Annotated in this window: 21 protein-coding genes; 6 read left to right on the forward strand and 15 right to left on the reverse strand. The window is 68.1% G+C overall.

What is annotated here, in order from left to right; translation table 11 throughout:
- The first annotated feature begins 156 nt into the window (after positions 1–156).
- Together VGP60_RS05985 and VGP60_RS05990 are read left to right on the forward strand one after the other, a co-directional pair.
- Positions 157–1,458, forward strand: a complete 1,302-nt coding sequence (locus tag VGP60_RS05985) for an ankyrin repeat domain-containing protein (RefSeq protein ID WP_327546851.1) — start codon at positions 157–159, stop codon at positions 1,456–1,458.
- Positions 1,459–1,716: 258 nt separating this feature from the next.
- Positions 1,717–2,628, forward strand: coding sequence for a nuclear transport factor 2 family protein (locus tag VGP60_RS05990; RefSeq protein ID WP_327546852.1), 912 nt, complete (start codon positions 1,717–1,719; stop codon positions 2,626–2,628).
- Here VGP60_RS05990 and VGP60_RS05995 read toward each other — a convergent pair.
- From VGP60_RS05995 to VGP60_RS06010, 4 genes are all read right to left on the reverse strand, one after another.
- Positions 2,591–2,860, reverse strand: a complete 270-nt coding sequence (locus VGP60_RS05995; RefSeq protein WP_327546853.1) for a DUF397 domain-containing protein — start codon at positions 2,858–2,860, stop codon at positions 2,591–2,593. The genes VGP60_RS05990 and VGP60_RS05995 overlap by 38 nt on opposite strands.
- Positions 2,861–2,962: 102 nt before the next feature.
- On the reverse strand, positions 2,963–3,976 hold the full coding sequence (gene ilvC / locus VGP60_RS06000) for a ketol-acid reductoisomerase (RefSeq protein ID WP_327546854.1): 1,014 nt from the start codon (positions 3,974–3,976) through the stop codon (positions 2,963–2,965).
- Between the two features lie 54 nt (positions 3,977–4,030).
- Positions 4,031–4,537 (reverse strand): acetolactate synthase small subunit, encoded by a 507-nt coding sequence (ilvN, locus tag VGP60_RS06005; protein WP_327546855.1) that lies wholly within the window; start codon positions 4,535–4,537, stop codon positions 4,031–4,033.
- Complete coding sequence (locus tag VGP60_RS06010) at positions 4,534–6,396, reverse strand: acetolactate synthase large subunit (protein ID WP_327546856.1); 1,863 nt, start codon at positions 6,394–6,396, stop codon at positions 4,534–4,536. Before VGP60_RS06010 ends, ilvN begins: the two co-directional genes overlap by 4 nt.
- Before the next feature lie 297 nt (positions 6,397–6,693).
- On the opposite strand from VGP60_RS06010, the gene VGP60_RS06015 reads away from it, so the two are divergent.
- Both VGP60_RS06015 and ilvD read left to right on the forward strand, forming a co-directional pair.
- Positions 6,694–7,155: a PH domain-containing protein gene (locus VGP60_RS06015; RefSeq protein ID WP_327546857.1), complete on the forward strand. Its 462-nt coding sequence runs from the start codon at positions 6,694–6,696 to the stop codon at positions 7,153–7,155.
- A 110-nt stretch (positions 7,156–7,265) separates the two neighbouring features.
- Positions 7,266–9,110, forward strand: a complete 1,845-nt coding sequence (gene ilvD / locus VGP60_RS06020) for a dihydroxy-acid dehydratase (protein WP_327546858.1) — start codon at positions 7,266–7,268, stop codon at positions 9,108–9,110.
- An 80-nt stretch (positions 9,111–9,190) separates the two neighbouring features.
- Here ilvD and VGP60_RS06025 read toward each other — a convergent pair whose 3' ends face one another.
- On the reverse strand, positions 9,191–9,766 hold the full coding sequence (locus VGP60_RS06025) for a DoxX family protein (RefSeq protein WP_327546859.1): 576 nt from the start codon (positions 9,764–9,766) through the stop codon (positions 9,191–9,193).
- A gap of 25 nt (positions 9,767–9,791) precedes the next feature.
- Entirely contained in the window at positions 9,792–10,706 is a 915-nt protein-coding gene (locus VGP60_RS06030; RefSeq protein WP_327546860.1) for a 2-hydroxyacid dehydrogenase, read from the reverse strand.
- A gap of 106 nt (positions 10,707–10,812) precedes the next feature.
- Here VGP60_RS06030 and VGP60_RS06035 point away from each other — a divergent pair, with 106 nt between their 5' ends.
- Entirely contained in the window at positions 10,813–11,979 is a 1,167-nt protein-coding gene (locus VGP60_RS06035; protein WP_327546876.1) for a PQQ-dependent sugar dehydrogenase, read from the forward strand.
- A 1-nt stretch (position 11,980) separates the two neighbouring features.
- Here the strand turns inward: VGP60_RS06035 and VGP60_RS06040 are convergent, their stop codons facing one another.
- The 7 genes from VGP60_RS06040 to gatC all read right to left on the reverse strand — a co-directional run bounded on the left by VGP60_RS06040 (position 11,981) and on the right by gatC (position 18,273).
- Entirely contained in the window at positions 11,981–13,126 is a 1,146-nt protein-coding gene (locus VGP60_RS06040; RefSeq protein ID WP_327546861.1) for a Gfo/Idh/MocA family oxidoreductase, read from the reverse strand.
- 23 nt (positions 13,127–13,149) lie between these two features.
- Positions 13,150–13,845, reverse strand: a complete 696-nt coding sequence (locus VGP60_RS06045) for a cupin (RefSeq protein WP_327546877.1) — start codon at positions 13,843–13,845, stop codon at positions 13,150–13,152.
- 414 nt (positions 13,846–14,259) lie between these two features.
- Positions 14,260–14,748 carry a hypothetical protein gene (locus VGP60_RS06050; protein ID WP_327546862.1) on the reverse strand — a complete coding sequence of 163 codons (489 nt, stop codon included), beginning with the start codon at positions 14,746–14,748 and terminating at the stop codon, positions 14,260–14,262.
- Between the two features lie 2 nt (positions 14,749–14,750).
- Positions 14,751–16,253, reverse strand: coding sequence for an Asp-tRNA(Asn)/Glu-tRNA(Gln) amidotransferase subunit GatB (gene gatB / locus VGP60_RS06055; protein WP_327546863.1), 1,503 nt, complete (start codon positions 16,251–16,253; stop codon positions 14,751–14,753).
- A complete protein-coding gene (locus VGP60_RS06060; protein ID WP_327546864.1) occupies positions 16,250–16,456 on the reverse strand; it encodes a hypothetical protein in 207 nt (68 codons plus the stop codon). The genes gatB and VGP60_RS06060 overlap by 4 nt, the downstream gene beginning before the upstream one ends.
- Entirely contained in the window at positions 16,453–17,973 is a 1,521-nt protein-coding gene (gatA, locus tag VGP60_RS06065; protein ID WP_327546865.1) for an Asp-tRNA(Asn)/Glu-tRNA(Gln) amidotransferase subunit GatA, read from the reverse strand. Before gatA ends, VGP60_RS06060 begins: the two co-directional genes overlap by 4 nt.
- Positions 17,974–17,976: 3 nt before the next feature.
- Positions 17,977–18,273 (reverse strand): Asp-tRNA(Asn)/Glu-tRNA(Gln) amidotransferase subunit GatC, encoded by a 297-nt coding sequence (gene gatC / locus VGP60_RS06070; RefSeq protein ID WP_327546866.1) that lies wholly within the window; start codon positions 18,271–18,273, stop codon positions 17,977–17,979.
- Between the two features lie 225 nt (positions 18,274–18,498).
- Between gatC and VGP60_RS06075 the strand changes: the two genes are divergently transcribed.
- Complete coding sequence (locus VGP60_RS06075; RefSeq protein ID WP_327546867.1) at positions 18,499–19,152, forward strand: amino acid-binding protein; 654 nt, start codon at positions 18,499–18,501, stop codon at positions 19,150–19,152.
- A gap of 153 nt (positions 19,153–19,305) precedes the next feature.
- On the opposite strand, the gene VGP60_RS06080 is transcribed toward VGP60_RS06075, so the two are convergent.
- Together VGP60_RS06080 and ligA are read right to left on the reverse strand one after the other, a co-directional pair.
- Complete coding sequence (locus VGP60_RS06080; RefSeq protein WP_327546868.1) at positions 19,306–19,806, reverse strand: GNAT family N-acetyltransferase; 501 nt, start codon at positions 19,804–19,806, stop codon at positions 19,306–19,308.
- A complete protein-coding gene (gene ligA / locus VGP60_RS06085; RefSeq protein WP_414640298.1) occupies positions 19,799–21,910 on the reverse strand; it encodes an NAD-dependent DNA ligase LigA in 2,112 nt (703 codons plus the stop codon). The genes VGP60_RS06080 and ligA overlap by 8 nt, the downstream gene beginning before the upstream one ends.
- Between the last annotated feature and the right edge of the window lie 52 nt (positions 21,911–21,962).

The raw sequence follows: 21,962 nt of genomic DNA on the forward strand, positions 1-21,962 counted from the left end.
ACAGCTGTTAGTCGGGTAAAGTCGCGGGGCGCGGCGGGGGCCGCGTCCCGTCCGCGGAAAGGGCCGAGCCCGCCCCTGCAGCACCCGCACAACCAGCACCCACCTTCTTTCCTGCCCGGTGCCGGCGGACCACGGGCGTCAAGGGAAGGAAGCGTCATGGGTTCATTGCCCCCGAAGCCGAGTCTCGAACAGCTCCGCAAGCGCGCGAAAGACCTCGCCCGCGCCGAAAAGACGAAGCTGACCGACGCGCAGTTCGAGATCGCGCGGCAGCACGGGTTTCCGAGCTGGCCGAAGCTGCAGGCGTACGTCCGGCGCGTCGAGGAACACGGATCCGAGCTCCAGCACGCTTATCACGCCGACACCGAGTACTACGCCGACCGCGCACTGGGGTTGCTCGCGTCCGCTGAAGACGGCACGACTGAAGCGCAAGAACCGTTCGAACGCTGGCAACAGCCACTCACCCGCGAAGGTGCTCGCGCGGTCGTCGCGCGCGAGCACGGCTTCTCGTCCTGGCGGACGTTGCGGGACCATGTCACCTCGTTGAGTGAAAGTGGCGAACCGTTCGCCCGGGCGTACCGGCTTGTCGAGGCGCGTGACGTCGACGGACTCGCGCGGGTCGTCAAGGAGTTCCCCGAGCTCGTGCATACCCGTGGTACCAACGGGAACGACCTCCTCGGCATGGCGAGCGCCACCCATGACGAGCGCCTGTGCCGGGTCCTGCTCGACGCCGGCGCCGACCCGTCACAGGGCAACGCCCACGGCTGGACCCCGCTGCACCAGGCCGCGTACAGCAACCTGCCGCTACTCCTGAACATGCTGCTCGACGAAGGCGCGCCGGTGGACGTCTCCGCACGCGGGGACGGCGGCACCCCACTGGTCGTCGCGTTGTTCTGGGGGCATCGTCAGGCCGCCGAGATCCTGGCGGAACGCAGTCTCGCGCCGGGCAACCTGCGGGTCGCGGCCGGGCTCGGGCGGCTCGATCTCCTGGCGGAACCCCTTGCCACGCAAGGAGCCCACCGCGAGTTCTACCGTCCGCACAGCGGGTTCCCGGCGTGGAAGCACTCCGATGACCCGGCCGAGATCCGGAACGAAGCCCTCAGCTGGGCCTCCCGCAACGACCGCGTCGAGGCCGTCGAGTTCCTCGTCGCACGAGGCGCGGAAATCGACGCCGACGTCTATCGCGGCACGCCCCTGGCCTGGGCCGCGACTCAGGGCGCGGGCAACGCCGTCCGCAAACTCGTCGAACTCGGCGCGGACGTCGACCACCGCGGCACGTTCGGCGGCCTTAGCCACGGCGACGGCGTAACCGCCCTGCACCTGGCCGCACAGAACGGCCACTCGCAGGTCCTCCGGATCCTGCTCGAGGCGGGCGCCGATCCATCCCTCAAGGACAACCTCTACGACAGCACCCCGAGAGGCTGGGCCGAGCACAGCGGCCACCCCTGGCCCACAGACTGAGAGCGATACCCCGCGTCCGCAACTATCGCCATCTGTCGACAGATGGCTCGTGAGTGGCTACGAGTGTTAGAACACTCGTAGCCACTCACGACCCACCTGACCAGCAGAAACGCCCAACAGGACCTTCCCATCAACAGAACGGCTACCCGCCCACACCCCGCCATCTGTCGACAGATGGCGGGCGGTGGACAAGCGGAGTCTTCAGTCCGTATCGTGGATGCGGACTGAAGACTCCGTTTAGTACGTCTGGGAGGAACTGTGCCAACACCCCGCGAAGTGTTCGAACGCCTGTCCGAGGGCATCAGCGAAGGACGCTGGGAAGAACTTTCCGCGCTCTACGCCGAAGACACCGTTGTCGAGCATCCCCAACGCCCACCGGTGCCGACGCGAATCGAGGGCCGCGCGATCGTCCATGAGCACTTCACCGGCGGGCTCGCCCAGACGCTCCGGATGCGGCGACGCAACGCCGTGGTGCACGAAACCACCGACCCCGAGGTCATCGTCGTGGAATACGACTACTCGGGCGAAGCACTGAACACCGGGAAAACCTTTGAGACGGCCAATATCCAGGTACTGCGGATCCGCGACGGCCTGATCGCCGGATCCCGCGACTACCACGACTACTTCCAGTTCGCCGCCGCCGGCGGCAGCCTCGCCCCGCTGGCCGAAGCCGTCGAGAACACGATTCCGGAGCTCGCCCCGCTACCGGAACGACCACCCAGCACCGCGGCACCGGACAGCCCGCGCGGCGTTTTCGAGCGGCTCGTCTACGGCGTCTCGGACGGGAAATGGGACGAGCTTCCCGAGCTGTACGCGCCGGAAACCCAGGTCTCGCACCCGTTCCTGCCGAACTCGGCAACCATGAAGACCCGCCAGGAGCTGCGCGACCACTTCGCGCTCGCCGGCGAGCTGTCGATCCAGCTCCAGGCGCGGGACCTCGTCGTCTACGAATCGACGGACCCGGAGGTGGTCATCGGCGAGTTCGACTACCAGGGCACGACTGAAACCGGCCGCCCGTTCCGGGTGTCGAACATCTTCGTGCTGCGTGTCCGCGACGGGCTGATCGTCGAATCACGGGACTACGGCGACCATCTGAGCCTCGCCGCCGCGTCCGGGCGACTGAAGGAACTGATCAGTCTTCTTCCGGAAGATCGAATTCCCCGTCCTTGACGCCCAGCACGAAGGCGTCCCATTCCGACGGCGTGAACACGAGGATGACACCGTCGGGCTTCGAGGACTGGCGCATCGCGACGTAGGTGACGCCGTCGGTATGCGGCACGAAGGCGTACTCGACGGCGTCCTCGAGGGTCACGCCCTCCGGTTCCGCCCGCTGCCACGGCGCATTGCTCAGATCCAGTTCGTGACGGATATGGGCTTTGTCGTCGACCGGCTGCTCACTCATAGTGCCCACGATATCGCGCTCCGCCCCAAAGCCACCAAGGCCACCTTGGTCGCGTTGAACGCGACCAAGGTGGCCTTGGTGGCACTACGGGCCTAAGGAAACTCAGGCGGTTTCGGTCAGCGGGCGGTCGACCCACGACATGAGGCCGCGAAGCTTCTTGCCGGTGACCTCGATCGGGTGCTCGTTGCCGGCGTTCTCGAGCTTGGTGAAGTTCGGCCGGCCTGCCTCGTCCTCGGCGACCCATTCGCGGGCGAAGGTGCCGTCCTGGATCTCGCCCAGGATCTTCTTCATCTCTTCCTTGACCGCGGGCGAGATGACGCGCGGGCCGCGGGTCAGGTCGCCGTACTCGGCGGTGTCGGAGATGGAGTAGCGCTGGCGGGCGATGCCACCCTCGTACATCAGGTCGACGATGAGCTTGAGCTCGTGCAGCACCTCGAAGTAGGCGATCTCCGGGGCGTAACCGGCCTCGGTGAGCACCTCGAACCCGGTCTGCACGAGCGCGGAGGCGCCACCGCAGAGCACGGCCTGCTCGCCGAAGAGGTCGGTCTCGGTCTCCTCGGTGAAGGTGGTCTTGATGACACCCGCGCGCGCCGCGCCGATGGCCGCCGCGTACGAGAGCGCGAGGGCCTGGGCACCGCCGGTGGCGTCCTGCTCTACGGCGATGAGCGCCGGAACGCCCTTGCCGTCGACGAACTGGCGGCGCACGAGGTGGCCGGGGCCCTTCGGCGCGACCATGGCGACGTCCACATTGGACGGCGGCTTGATCAGGTCGTAGCGGATATTGAAGCCGTGCCCGAAGAAGATCGCGTCGCCGTCTTTGAGGTTCGGCTCGATGTCGTCGGCGTAGATGTAGCGCTGCTTGGTGTCCGGCGCCAGGATCATGATCAGGTCGGCTTCCTTGGAAGCCTCGGCGGGCGTGAGGACCTTGAGGCCCTGCTCCTCGGCCTTGGCCCGGGACTTGGAGCCCTCGGGCAGGCCGATGCGCACATCGACCCCGGAGTCGCGCAGGCTCAGCGCGTGCGCGTGGCCCTGGCTGCCGTATCCGATCACAGCGACCTTGCGCCCCTGGATGATGCTGAGGTCGGCATCGTCGTCGTAAAAGATTTCGACTGACATTTGGGGTGTTTGTCCTTTCAATGACACTGTATTTCGAAATACTGAAACAGAGGTCTATCGAGCTGAAGTCGCGGTGATGGAGCGGGCTCCGCGGCCGACCGCGACCATGCCGGACTGGACGAGCTCACGGATGCCGTAGGGCTCGAGCATCCGCAGCAGCGCGCCGATCTTGTCCGACGTACCGGTGGCCTCGACGGTGAGCGCCTCCGGTGACACGTCCACCACCTTCGCACGGAACAGCTGCACGGTTTCGAGCACCTGACTGCGCACCGTGGCGTCCGCCCTGACCTTCACGAGCAGCAGTTCACGCTGCACCGCGGTGGACTTCTCGAGTTCCACGATCTTGATCACATTGACCAGCTTGTTGAGCTGTTTGGTCACCTGCTCGAGCGGTAGCTCTTCGACGGCGACCACAATCGTCATCCTGGACACCTCCGGGTTCTCCGTGGGTCCGACGGCGAGGGACTCGATATTGAAGCTGCGCCGGGAGAACAGGCCGGCGACGCGCGCGAGCACACCCGGCTTGTTCTCGACCAGGACGCTCAAAGTGTGGATGCTCATTCGCTGACCTCGTCATCGTCGAAAAGGGGGCGGATGCCGCGCACAGCCATGATCTCGTCGTTGCCGGTGCCCGCCGCGACCATCGGCCACACCTGGGCATCCTTGCCGACGACGAAATCGATGACGACGGGGCGGTCGTTGATCTCCATCGCCCGTTTGATCGTGGCGTCGACCTCTTCCCTGGTCTCACAGCGGAGCCCGGCGCAGCCGAGCGCCTCCGCGAGCAGAGTGAAGTCCGGGATGCGGTGCTTGTGCGTACCGAGATCGGTCTGCGAGTACCGCCCCGAGTAGAAGAGGTTCTGCCACTGGCGCACCATGCCGAGGTTGCCGTTGTTGATGACGGCGACCTTGATCGGCGCGCCTTCGATCGCGCAGGTGGCGAGTTCCTGGTTGGTCATCTGGAAACAGCCGTCACCGTCGATCGCCCAGACCTGCGTGCCGGGCATGCCGAACTTGGCGCCCATCGCGGCCGGGACGGCGAAGCCCATCGTGCCGAGCCCGCCGGAGTTGATCCAGCTCCGTGGCTTCTCGTACTTGATGAACTGCGCGGCCCACATCTGGTGCTGGCCGACGCCCGCGGTGTAGACGGCGTCCGGCCCGACGAGCTGGCCGATGCGCTCGATGACGTACTGCGGCGAAAGCGTGCCGTCTTCGGGCCACTCGTAACCCGCGGGGTAGTTCGTGCGCAGGTCGTCGAGCTGGGTCCACCAGGCGTGGAGGTCCGGCGTGCCGGCGTGCTCGAACTCACCGCGGACGGCGTGGGTCAGTTCGGTGATGATCTCCGCGCAGTCGCCGACGATGGGGACGTCCGCCTTGCGGTTCTTGGAGATCTCGGCCGGGTCGATGTCGGCGTGCACGACGGCTGCTTCCGGCGCGAACGACGAAAGCTGGCCGGTGACGCGGTCGTCGAACCGCGCGCCGAGGGTGATCAGCAGGTCCGAGCGCTGCATCGCGGCGACGGCCGAGACCGTGCCGTGCATGCCCGGCATGCCGAGGTGCTGCGGGTGCGAGTCGGGGAACGCGCCGCGGGCCATCAGCGTCGTCACGACCGGGATGTTCGTGAACTCGGCCAGCTCCAGCAGCTGCTTGGAGGCCTCCGACTTGATGACACCGCCACCGACGTAGAGCACGGGACGCTTGGCGGCGGCGATCAGCCGCGCGGCCTCGCGGACCTGCTTGCCGTGCGGGCGCAGCGTCGGGCGGTAGCCCGGCAGCCGCATCTCCGGCGGCCAGGAGAACGAGGTCATCTCCTGCAGGACGTCCTTGGGGATGTCGACCAGGACCGGCCCGGGACGGCCCGTCGCGGCCAGGTGGAACGCCTCGGCGATGGTGCGCGGGATGTCGATCGGATCGGTCACCAGGAAGTTGTGCTTGGTGATCGGCAGCGTGATGCCGCAGATGTCGGCTTCCTGGAAAGCGTCCGTGCCGATCAGCGCGCGGCTCTGCTGGCCGGTGATCGCCACGACCGGCACCGAGTCCATGTTGGCGTCGGCCAGCGGCGTGACCAGGTTCGTCGCGCCGGGGCCCGAAGTCGCCATGCAGACGCCGACCTTGCCGGTGGCCTGCGCGTAACCCGTCGCCGCGTGTCCCGCGCCCTGTTCGTGGCGGACCAGGACGTGCCGGACCTTCGTGGAGTCGAGCAGCGGGTCGTAGGCGGGAAGGATCGTGCCGCCGGGGATACCGAAGACGATTTCGACGCCTACCGATTCGAGCGAGCGAACGAGCGACTGCGCTCCGGTCATCCGGACCGGCGTGCCGGCGGGCGGAGCGGGCTTGGGTCGGGAGCCGATGTGGCTTGGCGACGCCGGTGTGGCCGCCGCACCGGCATTCGTTTCCGATCGCGAGGTGGCGCTTGTCATCAGTTCTGCCTCGTGGGTCTCGGTGTCACTCGTTCGGGTGTTCTCTGTGCTGTTTCTTGCTATAGGCAACAAAAAACCCCCGCCGACCATAAGGTCGCACGAGGGTCGCGCATCGACGCAGCTAGGTCTCCCCTAAGCGTCGATGCGCTTGGGAAGTACGAGGCCGGTCAGCTTTATCACGGGGTTGACCGTAATCGGTCGCTGTCAAATGTGTCAACTCTGCGGGATCGTGATTCCGCATACTGGACACCGGGCCCCGCGTTCAGTGCGCCCGCGCGCGCGGTGCACCATCTTGGGGTGGCTCCAGAACAGCAGCAAGAGCAGGCAGAACCAGCCAAGAAGGCCATCTTCAAGATCCCGGGAACGGCCTTCATCGGCATCGCCTTCCTCGTGCTCTGCATCACCCCGGTCGCATTGGGCGAATACCTCTGGCTCGCGGTCATCTACGTCTTCCCGATCCTGCTGGCCGTGTTCGTGGTGCGGACGAGGACGGTCGCGGACGCCGAAGGCCTCACCGTGCGGACGATGTTCGGCGAGCGCACGCTGCCGTGGGCTTCGCTCAAAGGGCTTGCCATCACGGACAAGTCGAAGGTCCGCGCGGTGCTGACCGACGACAGCCAGATCACCCTGCCGACCGTGCGGACCCGGCATCTGCCGGTGATTTCACTGGTCAGTGGAGGGCTCGTGCGGGACCCCAGCGGCCTCACCGACGACATGACCTCGACCACCGACGACTCCGAGGCTTCCCCGCCGGAGTAGGATTGGTAGGACCAGTTGACGCGCGCACCGACCCGGGCGCCGTCCACTCGCCGGTCACCACCGGCTTCTCAAGCCCGATCACGCACTAAAACGAGGACATTGGAGTAGCCATGCCTCCGCTGCGCTCCCGCATAACCACCCACGGCCGCAACGCGGCAGGCGCCCGCTCGCTCTGGCGCGCCACCGGAATGACCGACAGTGACTTCGGCAAGCCGATTGTGGCCATCGCCAACTCCTACACCCAGTTCGTGCCCGGTCATGTGCACCTCAAGGACATGGGCGACATCGTCGCCGAAGGGGTCCGCGCGGCCGGCGGGGTCGCCCGCGAGTTCCACACCATCGCGGTCGACGACGGTATCGCCATGGGCCACAGCGGCATGCTCTACTCGCTGCCTTCGCGCGAGATCATCGCCGACGCGGTCGAGTACATGGTCAACGGCCACCAGGCCGACGCGCTGGTCTGCATCTCCAACTGCGACAAGATCACCCCTGGCATGCTCAACGCGGCCCTGCGGCTCAACATCCCGGTCGTGTTCGTCTCCGGCGGCCCGATGGAGGCCGGCAAGGCCGTCGTCGTCGGCGATGTCGCGCACCCGTCGAGCGACCTGATCACCACGATCTCGGCGTCCGCGAACAGCGGTGTCGACCAGGAAGCGCTGGACGCCGTCGAGCGCTCCGCGTGTCCGACCTGTGGTTCGTGCTCCGGCATGTTCACCGCGAACTCGATGAACTGCCTCACCGAGGCGCTCGGGCTTTCCTTGCCGGGCAACGGTTCCACGCTGGCGACGCACTCGGCGCGGCGTGAGCTGTTCACCAACGCCGGCCGCACGGTCGTCGAGCTGGCGAAGCGCTGGTACGAGAACGACGACGAGTCCGCGCTCCCCCGGTCGATCGCGACCAAGGCGGCGTTCGAGAACGCGATGGCGCTGGACATGGCCATGGGCGGTTCGACCAACACCGTGCTCCACATCCTCGCCGCCGCGCGCGAGGGCGAGGTCGACTTCACCATCGAGGACATCGACGCGATCGGCCGCAAGGTCCCGTGCCTGTCCAAGGTGGCGCCGAACTCCGACTACCACATGGAAGACGTCCACCGCGCCGGCGGAATCCCGGCGATCCTCGGTGAGCTGTACCGCGGCGGACTGCTGAACGAAGAAGTCACTTCGGTGCACACGCCGACGTTGAAGGAATGGCTGTCCGACTGGGACATCCGCGCGGAATCGCCGACACCCGAAGCGATCGAGCTGTTCCACGCCGCTCCCGGTGGCGTGCGGACGATCGAGGCCTTCTCGACGTCGAACCGCTGGTCCTCGCTCGACACCGATGCCGCCAACGGCTGCATCCACGACGTCGAGCACGCGCACACCGTCGACGGTGGCCTCGCGATCCTGCGGGGGAACCTGGCCGAGAACGGCGCCGTGATCAAGTCCGCGGGGATCGACGAGGAACTGTGGCACTTCCAGGGTCCCGCCCGCGTGCTGGAGAGCCAGGAGGAAGCCGTTTCGGCGATCCTTGGCAAGAAGATCCAGCCCGGTGAGGTCCTGGTGATCCGCTACGAAGGCCCAGCGGGTGGTCCGGGAATGCAGGAAATGCTGCACCCGACGGCGTTCCTCAAGGGCTCCGGCCTCGGCAAGAAGTGCGCGCTGCTCACCGACGGCCGGTTCTCCGGCGGTTCCTCGGGCATCTCCGTCGGGCACGTCTCGCCGGAAGCCGCCGCCGGTGGCCTGATCGGCCTGGTGCAGGACGGCGACCAGATCGTGCTCGACGTCCACGAGCGCCGCCTGGAACTGCTCGTCGAGCCCGAGGTCCTCGCCGACCGCCGCGCGAAGATGGAAGCCAGCGAACGCCCGTGGCAGCCCGTCGCCCGGCAGCGGCCCATCACCGCCGCGCTGCGCGCTTACGCCCGGATGGCGACCTCCGCCGACACCGGCGCGGTCCGCGACCCGAACAAGTAGGCCCACAACGCTATGAACGGACCGTTCCTACCATTTTTCGGCAGGAACGGTCCGTTCATAGCGTTGTGCGGGCGGGGGAACTAGCGGAACAGCACGATGACAACGACGGAAGCGGCGGCGGCGAGAAGGAACGCCAGCCAGCCGAACGTCCCCGGCCGGCGTCGCCAGGGAGTGTTGCGGTCCAACGAGATCCGGCCGGCGCCGGTGCAGATCAGCGCGAGTGCCATCGCCGCGAGCGTCAGCTCGAATTCGAAGCCCTGGCCCTGCTGCTCGACAAACCCGCCGCGGAACTTGGCGTAGACGATATTCGCCGCCACGCCCAGCAGAGCGGCCGCGCCGAGCGGGGTGAACAGCCCGATGATCACCAGCGCGCCGCCCGCGACCTCGGAAATCCCGGTGATCCACGAAAGCAGCGTCGTCTGGCTCGTGTAGCCGAACCCGGTCAGCACCCGGGCGAAACCGCCGACGCCCGGACCGCCGAAAGCACCGAACAGGTGCTGCAGGCCGTGCGCGCCCATGGTCACGCCGAGCACGACGCGCAGGATCAGGAGGCCGACGTCGAGGCCGCCATGCCACCTTTCTTCGATGGGCTTCGGGCGATCTTCGACACCGCTCAGCACGCTGGTGTCGCCGTACGAGTCATCCTGAGTACTCACCGAGGCAGGGTAGCGCTCGGAGTGCTCAGTACTCGCCATGTACGAGATTGTTCGGCAATTCGCCGCCCGCATAGCGACCGATCTCGGCGGCGGCGACAGCGTAGGAGCGATTTCGCACGCCGTGCACCGAGCCGCCGACGTGCGGCGTGAGGATCAATCCGGGCATCTCCCACAGCGGGTGCCCCGGCGGCAGCGGCTCGGGATCGGTGACGTCCAACGCCGCGCGCAGGCGGCCGGTTCGCAGCTCGGCGACCAGCGCGTCGGTGTCCACGACGGGACCGCGCGCGGCGTTCACGAGCACGGCCCCGGTTTTCATCGCGGCGAGGAAACCGGCGTCGACCATGCCGCGGGTCCGCGAAGTCAGGGGCACCATGAGCGCCACGATGTCGAACCCGCCGAGCAGCTCCGGCAGTTCATCGACGCCGCGCACGCCGTCACGGGCGGACATCCCGACCAGCGTGACGCGGGTGTCGAACGCCTCCAGCCTGCGCCGGAGCTGACGCCCGAGGTCACCGGCGCCGACGACGAGCGCGCGCTTGCCTTGCAGGGTGTCGGTCGACCGGCGCCCCCAGTGCCGCGAGGCCTGCTCAGCGGTGAACCCGGGCAGTTCGCGGTACAGCGAAAGCAGCACGGCCACGACCCACTCCGCGGTACTGCCACCGTGCGCGCCACGGCATGTCGACAGCAGGACGCCGTCGGGCACGGACGCGATCCAGTCCTCGGCCCCGGCCGAGAGCAGCTGGATGAGCTTCAGGTTCGGCAGCTCCGCGAACAGGGCGTCCGTCACCTTCTGCGCGCCCGGCGCCGGGATCAGGACCTCGGCCTTCGCGGCTTCCGGGGGCAGCGGTTCGCCAAGTGCGTAGCGCACGGCGAGCACGCCGTCGAGCTCGGACAACGCGGAAACGCCTTCGTCATCGGGGACCAGCACGGTGACCGTCATGATCACCACCGTAATCCGCACCGCTTACCCGGCATTCACGCACGCGCGCCTACGCTCACAAATCGTGCGTAAGTCACAGCGGAAATGGTTTCGGCCGCTGGCCTTGATGGCCGGCGGTGTCCTCCTGCTGGCCGGTTGCGCCAACTTCGACGATTCGGCCGCGAAGCAGACGTACGGGCCCGCGCCCCAGCTGTCTCCGCAGGCCGGCCCTAAACCACAGCTGCCAGAGATCGACGGTGGCAAAGCCGGGGACGCCCAAGGCGGCAGCCCGCGCTCTTCGCAGACGCCGATCCCCCCGCCCCAGGGCTGCAAGGACTTCGACAAGGCCGTCATCGCGACCTGCCTGGACACGGTGACGGCGGTGGCCGGGCTCCCCAGCGACGGCGCCACCGCCGCGGCGCTGGCCGGCGAGCGCAAGAGCGGCCGGATCCTTCAGGTCGCCACGGAGAAGGACGCCGTCGAGTTCGCCAAGATCGCTGTCGACGCGACCGGTGACGGCGGCCTGACCGGGCTGGCGCTGTCGCCCAGTTACGCCGAGGACCAGCTCGTTTTCGCCTACATCACCACGCCCACGGACAACAGGGTCGTCCGGATCGCGAAGGGGCAGGAGCCGAAACCCGTCCTCATCGGCATCCCGAAGGGCGCCACCGGAAATCACGGTGCCATCGTCTCCGACGGCAAGGGCGCGCTGCTCGTCGCGACCGGTGACGCGGGCAACGCGGCCGCCGCGGCCGACCCGAACTCGCTCGCGGGCAAGGTGCTGCGCATCGACTCTGCGGGCAAGGCCGCGCAGGGCAACCCGACGGAGGGCTCGTCGATCTTCGCCAGCGGCCTGCACGCGCCGGGCGGCCTGTGCCGGTCCGCCGACGGCGCGCGGTCCTGGGTCACCGACAAAGCCGCTGACAAGGACGTCATCTACCGCCTGCAGCCGGGCAAGCCGCTGAGCGTGCCCGCCTGGACGTGGCCCGACAAACCCGGCGTCACCGGCTGCGCGGACTTCACCAACTACATCGCCGTGTCGACGTCGACAGCGGGCAACATCCAGAACGTGCCGATCGCGCCGGACGGCTCGGTCAGCGGCAAGCCCGGGATCACCAACGACGGCAAGAACAGTCCGAACTACGGCCGGATCGCCGGGATAAGCATGATCTCCCCGGATCTGGCCGTCGCCGGAACCGTCAACAAGGACGGTGGCGCACCGATTTCGAGCGATGACCGGGTCGTGCTCATCGTCCGGAACCAGTCCGCCCCCGGCGGCAACGGCAAGGACTGACCTACAACGGATCCAGAGCGATTCGGCGGCCTTCGGCGGAGGACTTGAGGCCTGCCTCGGCGAGTTGGATGCCGCGTGCGGCGGCGAAGAAGTCGTAGACGTGCGGGCGGTGAGCGACGACGTCGCGGACGTAGTCCTCCCACTGGGTCTTGAAGCCGTTGTCGAACTCGGTGTTGTCGGGGACCTCGGTCCACTGGTCGCGGAACGACTCGGTGGCCGGGAGATCGGGGTTCCAGACCGGTTTCGGGGTGGCGGAGCGGTGTTGCACACGGCAGTTGCGAAGACCCGCGACAGCGCTGCCCTCGGTGCCGTCGACCTGGAACTCCACCAGCTCGTCCCGGTTCACGCGCACGCACCAAGACGAGTTGATCTGCGCGATGATCCCGGATTCGAGCTCGAAGATGCCGTACGCGGCGTCATCGGCCGTCGCGGGATACGCGGTGTCCTTTTCGTCCCACCGCCGGGGAATATGCGTGACGGCTTTGGCCGTGACGGCCTCCACCTTGCCGAAAAGGTTCTCCAGCACGTAGTTCCAGTGGCAGAACATGTCGAGCACGATGCCGCCGCCGTCTTCGGAGCGGTAGTTCCAGCTCGGGCGCTGCGCCTGCTGCCAGTCGCCCTCGAAGACCCAGTAACCGAACTCGCCGCGCACCGAAAGGATCCGGCCGAAGAAGCCGCCGTCGATGAGCCGCCGCAGCTTCAGCAGTCCTGGCAGGAACAGCTTGTCGTGCACCACGCCGTGGATGATCCCGGCGTCTTCGGCGAGCTGCCCCAGCACGAGCGCGTCCGACACGAGCTCGGCGACCGGCTTCTCGGAGTAGACGTGCTTGCCCGCGCCGATCGCGGCCCGGACGGACTTCTCCCTGGCCGAGGTGACCTGCGCGTCGAAGTAGATGGTGTTGGCGGCGTCCGACAGCGCGCTGTCCAGATCGGTCGTCCAGCGGGTGAGGCCGTGGCGGTCGGCGACCTCCTTGAGCTTGACCGCGTTGCGCCCGACGAGCACCGGGTCGAGCTGCACACGCGTCCCGTCTTCGAGCTCGACGCCGCCCTGGTCGCGGATGGCGAGCAGTGAGCGCACGAGATGCTGCCGATAGCCCATCCGGCCGGTCGCGCCGTTCACAATGACACCCAAGGTGGGCACGCTCATCAAGGTCAGCCTTCCTGTTCCAGTTACGAAATCTCGTACTCGCTGCGGCGCCCGCACATGCCGTAGCCGTCCCGGACCGGGGTCGTGACGCGGACGCCGGACCGCGCCAGATGGCTCGCGTCGCCGTTCGCCAGCGCCTTGAGGTGCTCGCCGGTCAGCTCCGCCGCGGCCAGCGCGCCCGCACGCCAGCGGGGAGCCCACTCGTCGATCTTCGGCGCGACGAGCGCCACGGCCGCCCGGTAGAACTCACGCAACGGCGCACTGTCGCCGCCGGCCAACGCCTCGCGCAGCGGGAGGTAACCCTTGATCGCGAGGTCCCGGCGTGTGCGCGCGGCGTTCTCGTCGGTGGGGAGCGCGGCGGCTTCGGCGTAGGCCTGCGGGTAGGCGAGGATCTCGGGAGGGAAGGTGAAGACGGCGTCGCCCGCCTCGGGGAGTCCGCTGTTCTGCATCAGGACGGTGATGCGCAGGTCGTCGCGTTGCACCATGCGATGGACGGTGCCCGGGGAGAACCAGGTGATCATACCGGGCTCGAGATCGGTCTCCTGGTAGCCGTCGACGCTGAGTGTCTGTGCCGCGCCACGGCCGCCGGTGACGACGTAGGCCTCGGTGCAGGCGAGGTGCATATGCGGGCTGCCGCCGCACACACCGTCCTCGGCTTCCCACTCGTACGCACGGAGATGCGAGACGCCGATGCCACCCGGTAACGGGAAATCCTCCATCACGGCCCTCCTCAACCAGGCACGAAAGCGCTTTCTACTGCCCTGCGAACATAAGAGAAAGCGCTTTCTGATGCAAGGGGTGAGCAGGGTGGTTGCGATCGTGGTTCTCTGGACCCGGCCCGCACGCAGTAAACCCAGCCACGCGGGCTTTTAGATCTTGAGACCCAGACACAGCGACTCACGTCCGCCCAACGGGCGGGAGTCTTCACCGCGCGCGCTCGCCGAAGGCCAGGTTTGCGGGAGCAGGGCGCCCCCTGGCCGGCCGTGACCGACCTCCTCATGCCACGCCCTGGTCACGCAAACCTGATGGCGCGCCTGCCAATAAACACAGGCTTCTAGCCGTACCTCCCGCCCCAGCACCCCTCGTGAGTGGCTACCGGGTGTTCTAGCACTCGTAGCCACTCACGAGGGGCGTCAGGCGGTGCGGCGGGTGGCGCGGGAGTCGAGGATGGCGGCGACCAGGGAGATGACACCGGCGGCGAGGGCTAGGTAGCGGCCGAAGCCGGAGCCGACGACGATGCCGCCGGCTTCGAAGAGGGCGCGTTCTTCGCTGCCGAACTGCAGGTCGATCGCGTACCAGCCGATGGCCATCAGGAGCAGCACGATGGTGGCGGCGACCAGCCACAGCTGCGGCAGGCCGCTTTGGTGCACTTTGCCGACCTGGCCGAGCAACACCACCGCCACGCCGACGACGAGCAGCACGAGCGGCGGGAACCACGACAGGAAGTCGGAGTTCCACGCACTGCGCACGACGTCCTCGCGTGGCAGCGAATCGAGGCCTTCCCTCACCTCCGGCGCCGACGCGCTCAGCGTCGTCCAGGTGAGGAACAGCGACACGGCCGCGAGCAGCCCGGCACCCAGGCCGAGCCACTCGCGCCAGGTCACCTTTTTGACATCGAGCATCCTCAGGCGAGCCGCTCGATGATCAGCTCGCGGACCCGCTTGGCGTCCGCCTGGCCCTTGGTCGTCTTCATGACCGCGCCGACGATCGCCCCGGCGGCCTGCACCTTGCCATCGCGGATCTTGTCCGCGACATCGGGGTTCGCGGCCAGTGCCTCGTCGATCGCCGCGAGCAGCGCCGAGTCGTCGGAGACGATCTTCAGCCCGCGCTTCTCGACGACTTCGGCGGGCTCGCCTTCACCGGCGAGCACGCCCTGCACGACCTCGCGGGCGAGCTTGTTGTTCAGCTCGCCGGAGTCGATCAGCGCGATGACCTGCGCGACCTGCGACGGCGTGATCGGGAGATCGGTCAGCTCGACCTCGCGGGTGTTCGCCTCCTGCGACAGGAAGTTCACCCACCAGCCGCGCGCCTCCGTCGACCCGGCACCGGCTTCGACCGTGGCCGTGACGAGGTCGACGGCACCGGCGTTGAGCAGGTCCCGCAGCTCTTCGTCGGTCAGCTTCCACTCGGCCTGGATGCGCTTGCGGCGCTCCTGCGGCATCTCGGGCAGCGTCTTGCGCAGCTGCTCGACCCACTCGCGCGAAGGCGCGATCGGGACCAGGTCTGGCTCCGGGAAGTACCGGTAGTCCTCGGCGGTTTCCTTGGTACGGCCCGGCGAAGTCGTGCCGTCGCCCTCCTGGAAGTGCCGCGTCTCCTGCTTGACCTTGCCGCCGCTCGCGAGCACCGCGGCCTGGCGCGTCATCTCGTAGCGCACGGCCCGCTCGACGCTGCGCAGCGAGTTGACGTTCTTGGTCTCGGTACGCGTGCCGAGCTCGTCGGAACCCTTCGGCATGAGCGAGATGTTCGCGTCACACCGCAGCGAACCCTGGTCCATCCGGACATCGGAGACGTCCAGCGCCTTGAGCAGGTCCCGCAGCGCGCCGACATAGGCGCGGGCCACCTCGGGAGCGCGTTCGCCGTGCCCCGGGATGATCTTCGTGACGATCTCGATCAGCGGCACGCCGGCGCGGTTGTAGTCCAGCAGCGAGTAGTCGGCGCCGTGGATACGACCCGTCGCGCCGCCCTTGTGCAGCGACTTGCCGGTGTCCTCTTCCATATGCGCGCGCTCGATCTCGACGCGCACGACCTCACCGTCGTCGAGCGTGACATCGAGGTAGCCGTTGAAGGCGATCGGCTCGTCGTACTGCGAGGTCTGGAAGTTCTTCGGCTGGTCCGGGTAGAAGTAGTTCTTCCGCGCGAAGCGGCACCACTCGGCGATCTCGCAGTTCAGCGCGAGGCCGATCCGGATCGCCGACTCGACACCGAGGCCGTTGACGACCGGCAGCGAGCCGGGCAGGCCGAGGCAGGTCGGGCAGACCTGGGTGTTGGGCTCGCCGCCGAACGTCGTCGGGCAGGAGCAGAACATCTTCGTGTTGGTGTTGAGCTCGACGTGCACCTCGAGCCCGAGGACCGGGTCGTAGCGCTCGACGACCTCGGCGTAGTCCATCAAATCAACCACGGCCGTCATTTCGTGCTCTCCCTCTTCAAACCACCCTGCCTGAGGCTCCGGAGAGCCAGCAGGACGCCGGTGATCGCGGCGAGCGCGCTCGCGCCCGCGTTGGCCAGCAACAGCTTGTCCTGCTTGTCCTTGGCCGCGCGCACACTCGTGACCGCACCGGCCGCGCCCGCGACCGAAGCCGCCAGGCCGAAGATTCCCTTGACCTTGCTCACTTCGCCGCCTCCAACGTCGGGACCTGGTGGACCAGTGAGCCACCCGCGGCGTCGTTGCGCGCCAGCTCGTAAGCGGCGCCGACGCGGTACAGCCTGTCGTCGGCCAAAGCCGGCGCCATGATCTGCAGGCCGACCGGCAGGCCGTCCTCATCGGACAGTCCACTCGGGACACTCATGGCCGCGTTGCCCGCCAGGTTCGACGGGATGGTGCAGAGGTCGGCCAGGTACATCGCCAGCGGGTCGTCGACCCGCTCGCCGATCTTGAACGCCGTTGTCGGCGTGGTCGGCGACACGAGCACGTCCACCTTCTCGAACGCGGCGTCGAAGTCGCGCGAGATCAGCGTGCGCACCTTCTGCGCCGAGCCGTAGTACGCGTCGTAGTAGCCAGAGGAAAGGGCGTACGTGCCGAGCATGACCCGGCGCTTGACCTCGGCTCCGAAGCCCTTCTCGCGGGTGAGCGCCATGACCTCTTCGGCACTGTGCTCGCCGTCGTCGGAGACGCGCAGGCCGTAGCGCATGGCGTCGAACCGGGCGAGGTTCGAGGAGCACTCGCTCGGCGCGATCAGGTAGTACGCCGGCATCGCGTAGTTGAACGCGGGGCAGGACACCTCGACGACCTCGGCACCGAGGTCGCGCAGCTGCTGCACGGCGGCCTCGAACGAGCGCAGCACGCCGCCCTGGTAGCCGTCGCCGCCGAACTCCTTGACCACACCGACCCGCACGCCCTTGAGGTCGCCCTTGGCGCCTTCCAGCGCCGCGGCGACCACCGGGGGAACCGGCGCGTCGATCGACGTCGAATCGAGGGGGTCGTGGCCGCCGATCGCCTCGTGCAGCATCGCCGCGTCGAGGACGGTCCGCGCGCACGGGCCCGCCTGGTCCAGCGAGGACGAGAAGGCGATGAGGCCGTAGCGCGAAACGCCGCCGTAGGTGGGCTTCACGCCGACCGTCCCGGTGACCGAGCCCGGCTGGCGGATCGAGCCGCCGGTGTCGGTGCCGATGGCCAGCGGGGCCTCGAACGCCGCGAGCGACGCCGACGAACCGCCACCGGAACCACCCGGGATGCGCGCGAGGTCCCACGGGTTGTGCGTCGGGCCGTACGCCGAGTTCTCGGTGGACGAGCCCATCGCGAACTCGTCCATGTTGGTCTTGCCGAGGATCACGATGCCCGCTTCGCGCAGCTTGCGCGTCACGGTGGCGTCGTACGGCGGGATCCAGCCCTCGAGGGTCTTGGAACCGGCCGTCGTCGGGATGCCCTCGGTGGTCAGGACGTCCTTCAGTGCCAGCGGGACACCGGCGAGCGGCGACTTCGGCGCGCGTTTGCTATTCCGAGCGTCCTCGTCGACCGCGCGGGCCGCGGCGAGCGCGCCCTCGGTGTCGACGTGCAGGAAGGCGTGGACGTACTCGTCGACTTCGGCGATCCGGTCCAGGTGCGCCTGCGCGACCTCGACGGCGGAAACCTCACGCGACTGGATCTTCTGCGCCAGCTCCTGGGCGTTCAGCTTGGTGAGCTCGGACACGGCTTACTCCTCCCCCAGGATCCGCGGCACGCGGAACCGGCCTTCTTCGGCGGCCGGGGCGCCGGAAAGCGCCTGCTGCTGTGTCAGCCCCGGCCGGACCACGTCGTCACGGAAAACATTGGTCAGCGGCACGGCGTGCGACGTCGGCGGGATGTCCTCACCGGCGACCTCGCTCACCTTGGCCACCGAGTCCAGGATCTGGTCGAGCTGCCCGGCGAAGACGTCGAGCTCCTCTTCGGTGACGGCCAGCCTGGCCAGCTTGGCGAGGTGTGCGACCTCGTCGCGGGAAATGTTGGGCACGCGGGTTTCTCCCGGGGTGTGCTGAAGTGGGATGGCATGGTTTAGGGGGGCTAAACCGGTGTAAGTCTATGGCGGTGGCCTCGGGCGACTCGACTGGGTTATGCCACATCGTGATCCCGCCACGCGGACGGCACCCCCCACGCGGCGGCCGCGTCTGCCACAATCGGCGCCCGGCAAGAGCGTTCCACGGCGAGGCTGGAACGCCCGAGACGAGAGGGGCTCGCGTTGTCCTTCCTGATCCGGGTTCAGCTTCCGGACAGTCCTGGGACCCTTGGCGCAGTGGCCACCGCTCTCGGAACTGTCGGAGCGGACATCCTGAGTGTCGATGTGGTCGAACGGGGCAACGGAATCGCCATCGACGACCTGGTGGTGGAACTGCCGTCGGGCCGTCTTCCCGACGCGCTGATCACCGCCGCGGAGAGCGTGGAGGGGGTCGAAGTCGACGCCGTCCGGCCGTACGCCGGGGTGCTCGATACTCATCGCGAGCTCGAACTCGTCGAGGAGATCGCCGCACAACCGGCCCTTGGCCTGGAGATCCTCGCCGAGGGCGTGCCACGGATCATCCGCGCCGGCTGGTCACTGGTGGTGCAGTACACCGAGGAGGGCCCGAAGCGGCTGGCGTCGTCCAGCGCGGCCCCCGAGGCGGCCATCACGAACCTGCCATGGCTCCCGCTGGAGCGAGCCACGGTCCTGGACGCCGAAGACGACTGGGTCCCGGCGACCTGGCAGGAGCTCGGCACCGAGCTCGCCGCCACCCCGCTGGGCAAACCGGGCAAAGCCCTGCTCGTCGGCCGTCCCGGCGGCCCGATGTTCCGCGCGGCCGAGGTCGCCCGCCTGGCCCACTTCGCCGGCATCGTCGCCGTCGTCCTCGACAGCTGACCCTCCCCCGCCCGGGGAATATGTCGACACATTCCCCGGTTCGTTGCGCCCTCAACCAACCCCGGAATATGTCGGCATGTTTTCGTGCGGGGTCGCGACGCGCCCGAGAGGGTCGACACGTTCCGGCGAACTTGTCGACATATTCGGGAGCGGCTAGAGGGCGTGGGTGTAGGCGACGAGGTGGACGCCGGGAGCCGGGGACCAGTCGCGGTCCGGGAGGCGGGTGAAACCGAGGCGTTCGTACATCCGGTGCGCGGTGGTCATGATGTCGAGACTCGACATGACGACCCGATGCGCGCCGACCTCGCGGGCACGGTCCAGGACAGCGCCGGTCAGGGCGGCGCCGATGCCCCGGCCGCTCACCGACGGGCGCACGGCGAGCATCCGGAACTCCAGCTCACCCTCGCGGGAGACCTCGGAGAACAGCGTGCCCGGGTGGACCACGGTGACCGAGCCCAGCACGGTGCCGTCGGCATCGACGGCCGCGATGAGTTCGGCGTGCTCCGCGCGGGCAGCCGAGTCCCGCAGCTTGTTTTCGTACGCGGGTTCGGCGTTCTCGCCGAGAAAACCGCCGGCGGTGTATGCCTCGACGGTGACCTCCCCGATCGTGGCGAACTCCTCGGCCCGCGCGGGCCGGATCTCGATATCACTCACCGGCATCCTCGGTCTCTTGGGTTTCTTCGGTGCCGGTCGGCAGCGCGACCTCGACGGCCGCGTCCGCACCCCGCGCCAGCAGGACGCGGAAACCATCCTCGTCGAGCACCGGCACCTTCAGCTGGACGGCCTTGTCGTACTTCGACCCCGGCGCGTCCCCGACGACCACGAACGCCGTCTTCTTCGACACCGAGCCCGCGGCCTTGCCCCCACGGGACATGATCGACTCCTTGGCCTCGTCGCGCGAGAATCCCTCCAGCGAACCCGTGACCACGATCGACAGGCCTTCGAGGTTCCGCGGGATCGACTCGTCGCGCTCCTCGGTCATCCGGACGCCCGCCGCGCGCCACTTCTGCACGACTTCGCGGTGCCATTCGACGTCGAACCACTCCTGCAGGGCGTGCGCGATGGTCGGCCCGACACCGTCCACATCGGACAGTTCTGCTTCGGAGGCGTTCTCGATCAGCTCCAGCGAACCGAACTCCCGCGCGAGCGCCTGCGCCGCTGTCGGCCCGACATGCCGGATCGACAGGCCCACGATGACCTTCCACAGCGGGCGGTCCTTCGCGCTCTCCAGGTTCGTCAGCAGCTTGCGCCCGTTGGCCGAAAGATCCCCGGCCTTGGTGCGGAACAGCTCGATGGCGAGCAGCTTTTCCTCGTCCAGGTCGAAGATGTCGCCCTCGTCGGTGACAGCGCCGCCCTCCAGCAGTGCCGCGGCGGCCTCGTAACCGAGCACCTCGATGTCGAACCCGCCGCGCCCGGCGAGGTGGAACAGCCGCTCGCGCAGCTGCGCCGGGCAGGACTGCGAATTCGGGCAACGGATGTCGATGTCGCCCTCCTTCTGGTAGGCCAGCGTGGTGTGGCATTCCGGGCACCTCGTCGGCATGACGAACTCGCGCTCGTCACCCGTGCGCGCGTCGACGACCGGGCCGAGCACCTCGGGGATGACGTCGCCCGCCTTGCGGATGACCACCCTGTCGCCGATCAGCACGCCCTTGCGCTTGACCTCTTCGCCGTTGTGCAGCGTGGCCATCGCGACCGTGGACTGCGCGACGACGACCGGCTCCATCACCGCGTACGGCGTGACGCGCCCGGTGCGGCCGACGTTGACCTTGATGTCGAGCAGCGTGGTGATGACCTCTTCGGGCGGGTACTTGTACGCGATCGCCCACCGCGGCGCGCGCGACGTCGTGCCCAGCCGGCGCTGCAGGGCGACCTGGTCGACCTTGACGACCACGCCGTCGATGTCGTGATCGACGTCATGGCGGTGCTCGCCCCAGTAGTCGATGTGCTCGCGCAGCCCGGCCGCCGACTCGATCACCTTGCTGTCCGGCGAAACCGGCAGGCCCCACGCCGCCAGCGCGTCGTACGCCTCGGACTGGCGCGCGGGGTCGAAGCCCTGCCGCTTGCCGAAACCGTGGCAGATCAGCCGGAGCTGACGGGACTTGGTGATCTTCGGGTCCTTCTGCCGCAACGAACCAGCCGCGGTGTTGCGCGGGTTCGCGAACGGCGGCTTCCCGGCTTCGACGAGCTGCGCGTTGAGCTTCAGGAAGTCCTCGATACGGAAGTACACCTCGCCGCGCACCTCGACCAGTGCCGGGACCGGGAACTCGTCGGTGCCGGTCAGCGTCTCCGGGACCTCTTCCAGCGTGCGGACGTTGAGCGTGACGTCCTCGCCGGTGCGCCCGTCGCCGCGGGTCAGCGCGCGGGTCAGCTTGCCGTTTTCGTAGAGCAGGTTGATGGCCAGGCCGTCGACCTTCAGCTCGCACAGGTACCGCGTCGCGCCGATTTCCTTCTCCGTGCGCTCCGCCCAGGCGACCAGCTCCTCGGCGTCGAACACGTTGTCCAGGCTGAGCATCCGCTCCAGGTGGTCATGGGCGATGAACTCGGTGGAGAAGGTGCCGCCGACGTTCTGCGTCGGCGACTCCGGTGTGACCAGGCTGGGATGCGCCTCTTCGAGCGCCTGCAACTCACCCAGCAGGACGTCGAACTTGGCGTCGTCGATGATCGGCGAGTCCAGCACGTAGTACCGGAACTGGTGCCCGCGGATCTCTTCCGCGAGCGAGCCATGGCGCTCGCGGATCTTGTCCGGGACGTTCGTGATGTCCTCGGCGGCGCCGCGCGCGACCTCGTCTGGGGGAAGCTCTGTGCTGCTC

Source organism: Amycolatopsis sp. (genome assembly GCF_036008905.1).
GTDB lineage: Bacteria > Actinomycetota > Actinomycetes > Mycobacteriales > Pseudonocardiaceae > Amycolatopsis.

Excerpts from the sequence above, each read along its gene's own strand:
- VGP60_RS05985 (WP_327546851.1), top strand. The coding sequence starts at position 157 with ATGGGTTCATTGCCCCCGAAGCCGAGTCTCGAACAGCTCCGCAAGCGC.
- VGP60_RS05995 (WP_327546853.1), bottom strand. The coding sequence starts at position 2,860 with ATGAGTGAGCAGCCGGTCGACGACAAAGCCCATATCCGTCACGAACTG.
- ilvC (WP_327546854.1), bottom strand. The coding sequence starts at position 3,976 with ATGTCAGTCGAAATCTTTTACGACGACGATGCCGACCTCAGCATCATC.
- ilvN (WP_327546855.1), bottom strand. The coding sequence starts at position 4,537 with ATGAGCATCCACACTTTGAGCGTCCTGGTCGAGAACAAGCCGGGTGTG.
- VGP60_RS06010 (WP_327546856.1), bottom strand. The coding sequence starts at position 6,396 with ATGACAAGCGCCACCTCGCGATCGGAAACGAATGCCGGTGCGGCGGCC.
- ilvD (WP_327546858.1), top strand. The coding sequence starts at position 7,266 with ATGCCTCCGCTGCGCTCCCGCATAACCACCCACGGCCGCAACGCGGCA.
- VGP60_RS06030 (WP_327546860.1), bottom strand. The coding sequence starts at position 10,706 with ATGACGGTCACCGTGCTGGTCCCCGATGACGAAGGCGTTTCCGCGTTG.
- VGP60_RS06035 (WP_327546876.1), top strand. The coding sequence starts at position 10,813 with ATGGCCGGCGGTGTCCTCCTGCTGGCCGGTTGCGCCAACTTCGACGAT.
- VGP60_RS06040 (WP_327546861.1), bottom strand. The coding sequence starts at position 13,126 with ATGAGCGTGCCCACCTTGGGTGTCATTGTGAACGGCGCGACCGGCCGG.
- VGP60_RS06045 (WP_327546877.1), bottom strand. The coding sequence starts at position 13,845 with ATGGAGGATTTCCCGTTACCGGGTGGCATCGGCGTCTCGCATCTCCGT.
- VGP60_RS06050 (WP_327546862.1), bottom strand. The coding sequence starts at position 14,748 with ATGCTCGATGTCAAAAAGGTGACCTGGCGCGAGTGGCTCGGCCTGGGT.
- gatB (WP_327546863.1), bottom strand. The coding sequence starts at position 16,253 with ATGACGGCCGTGGTTGATTTGATGGACTACGCCGAGGTCGTCGAGCGC.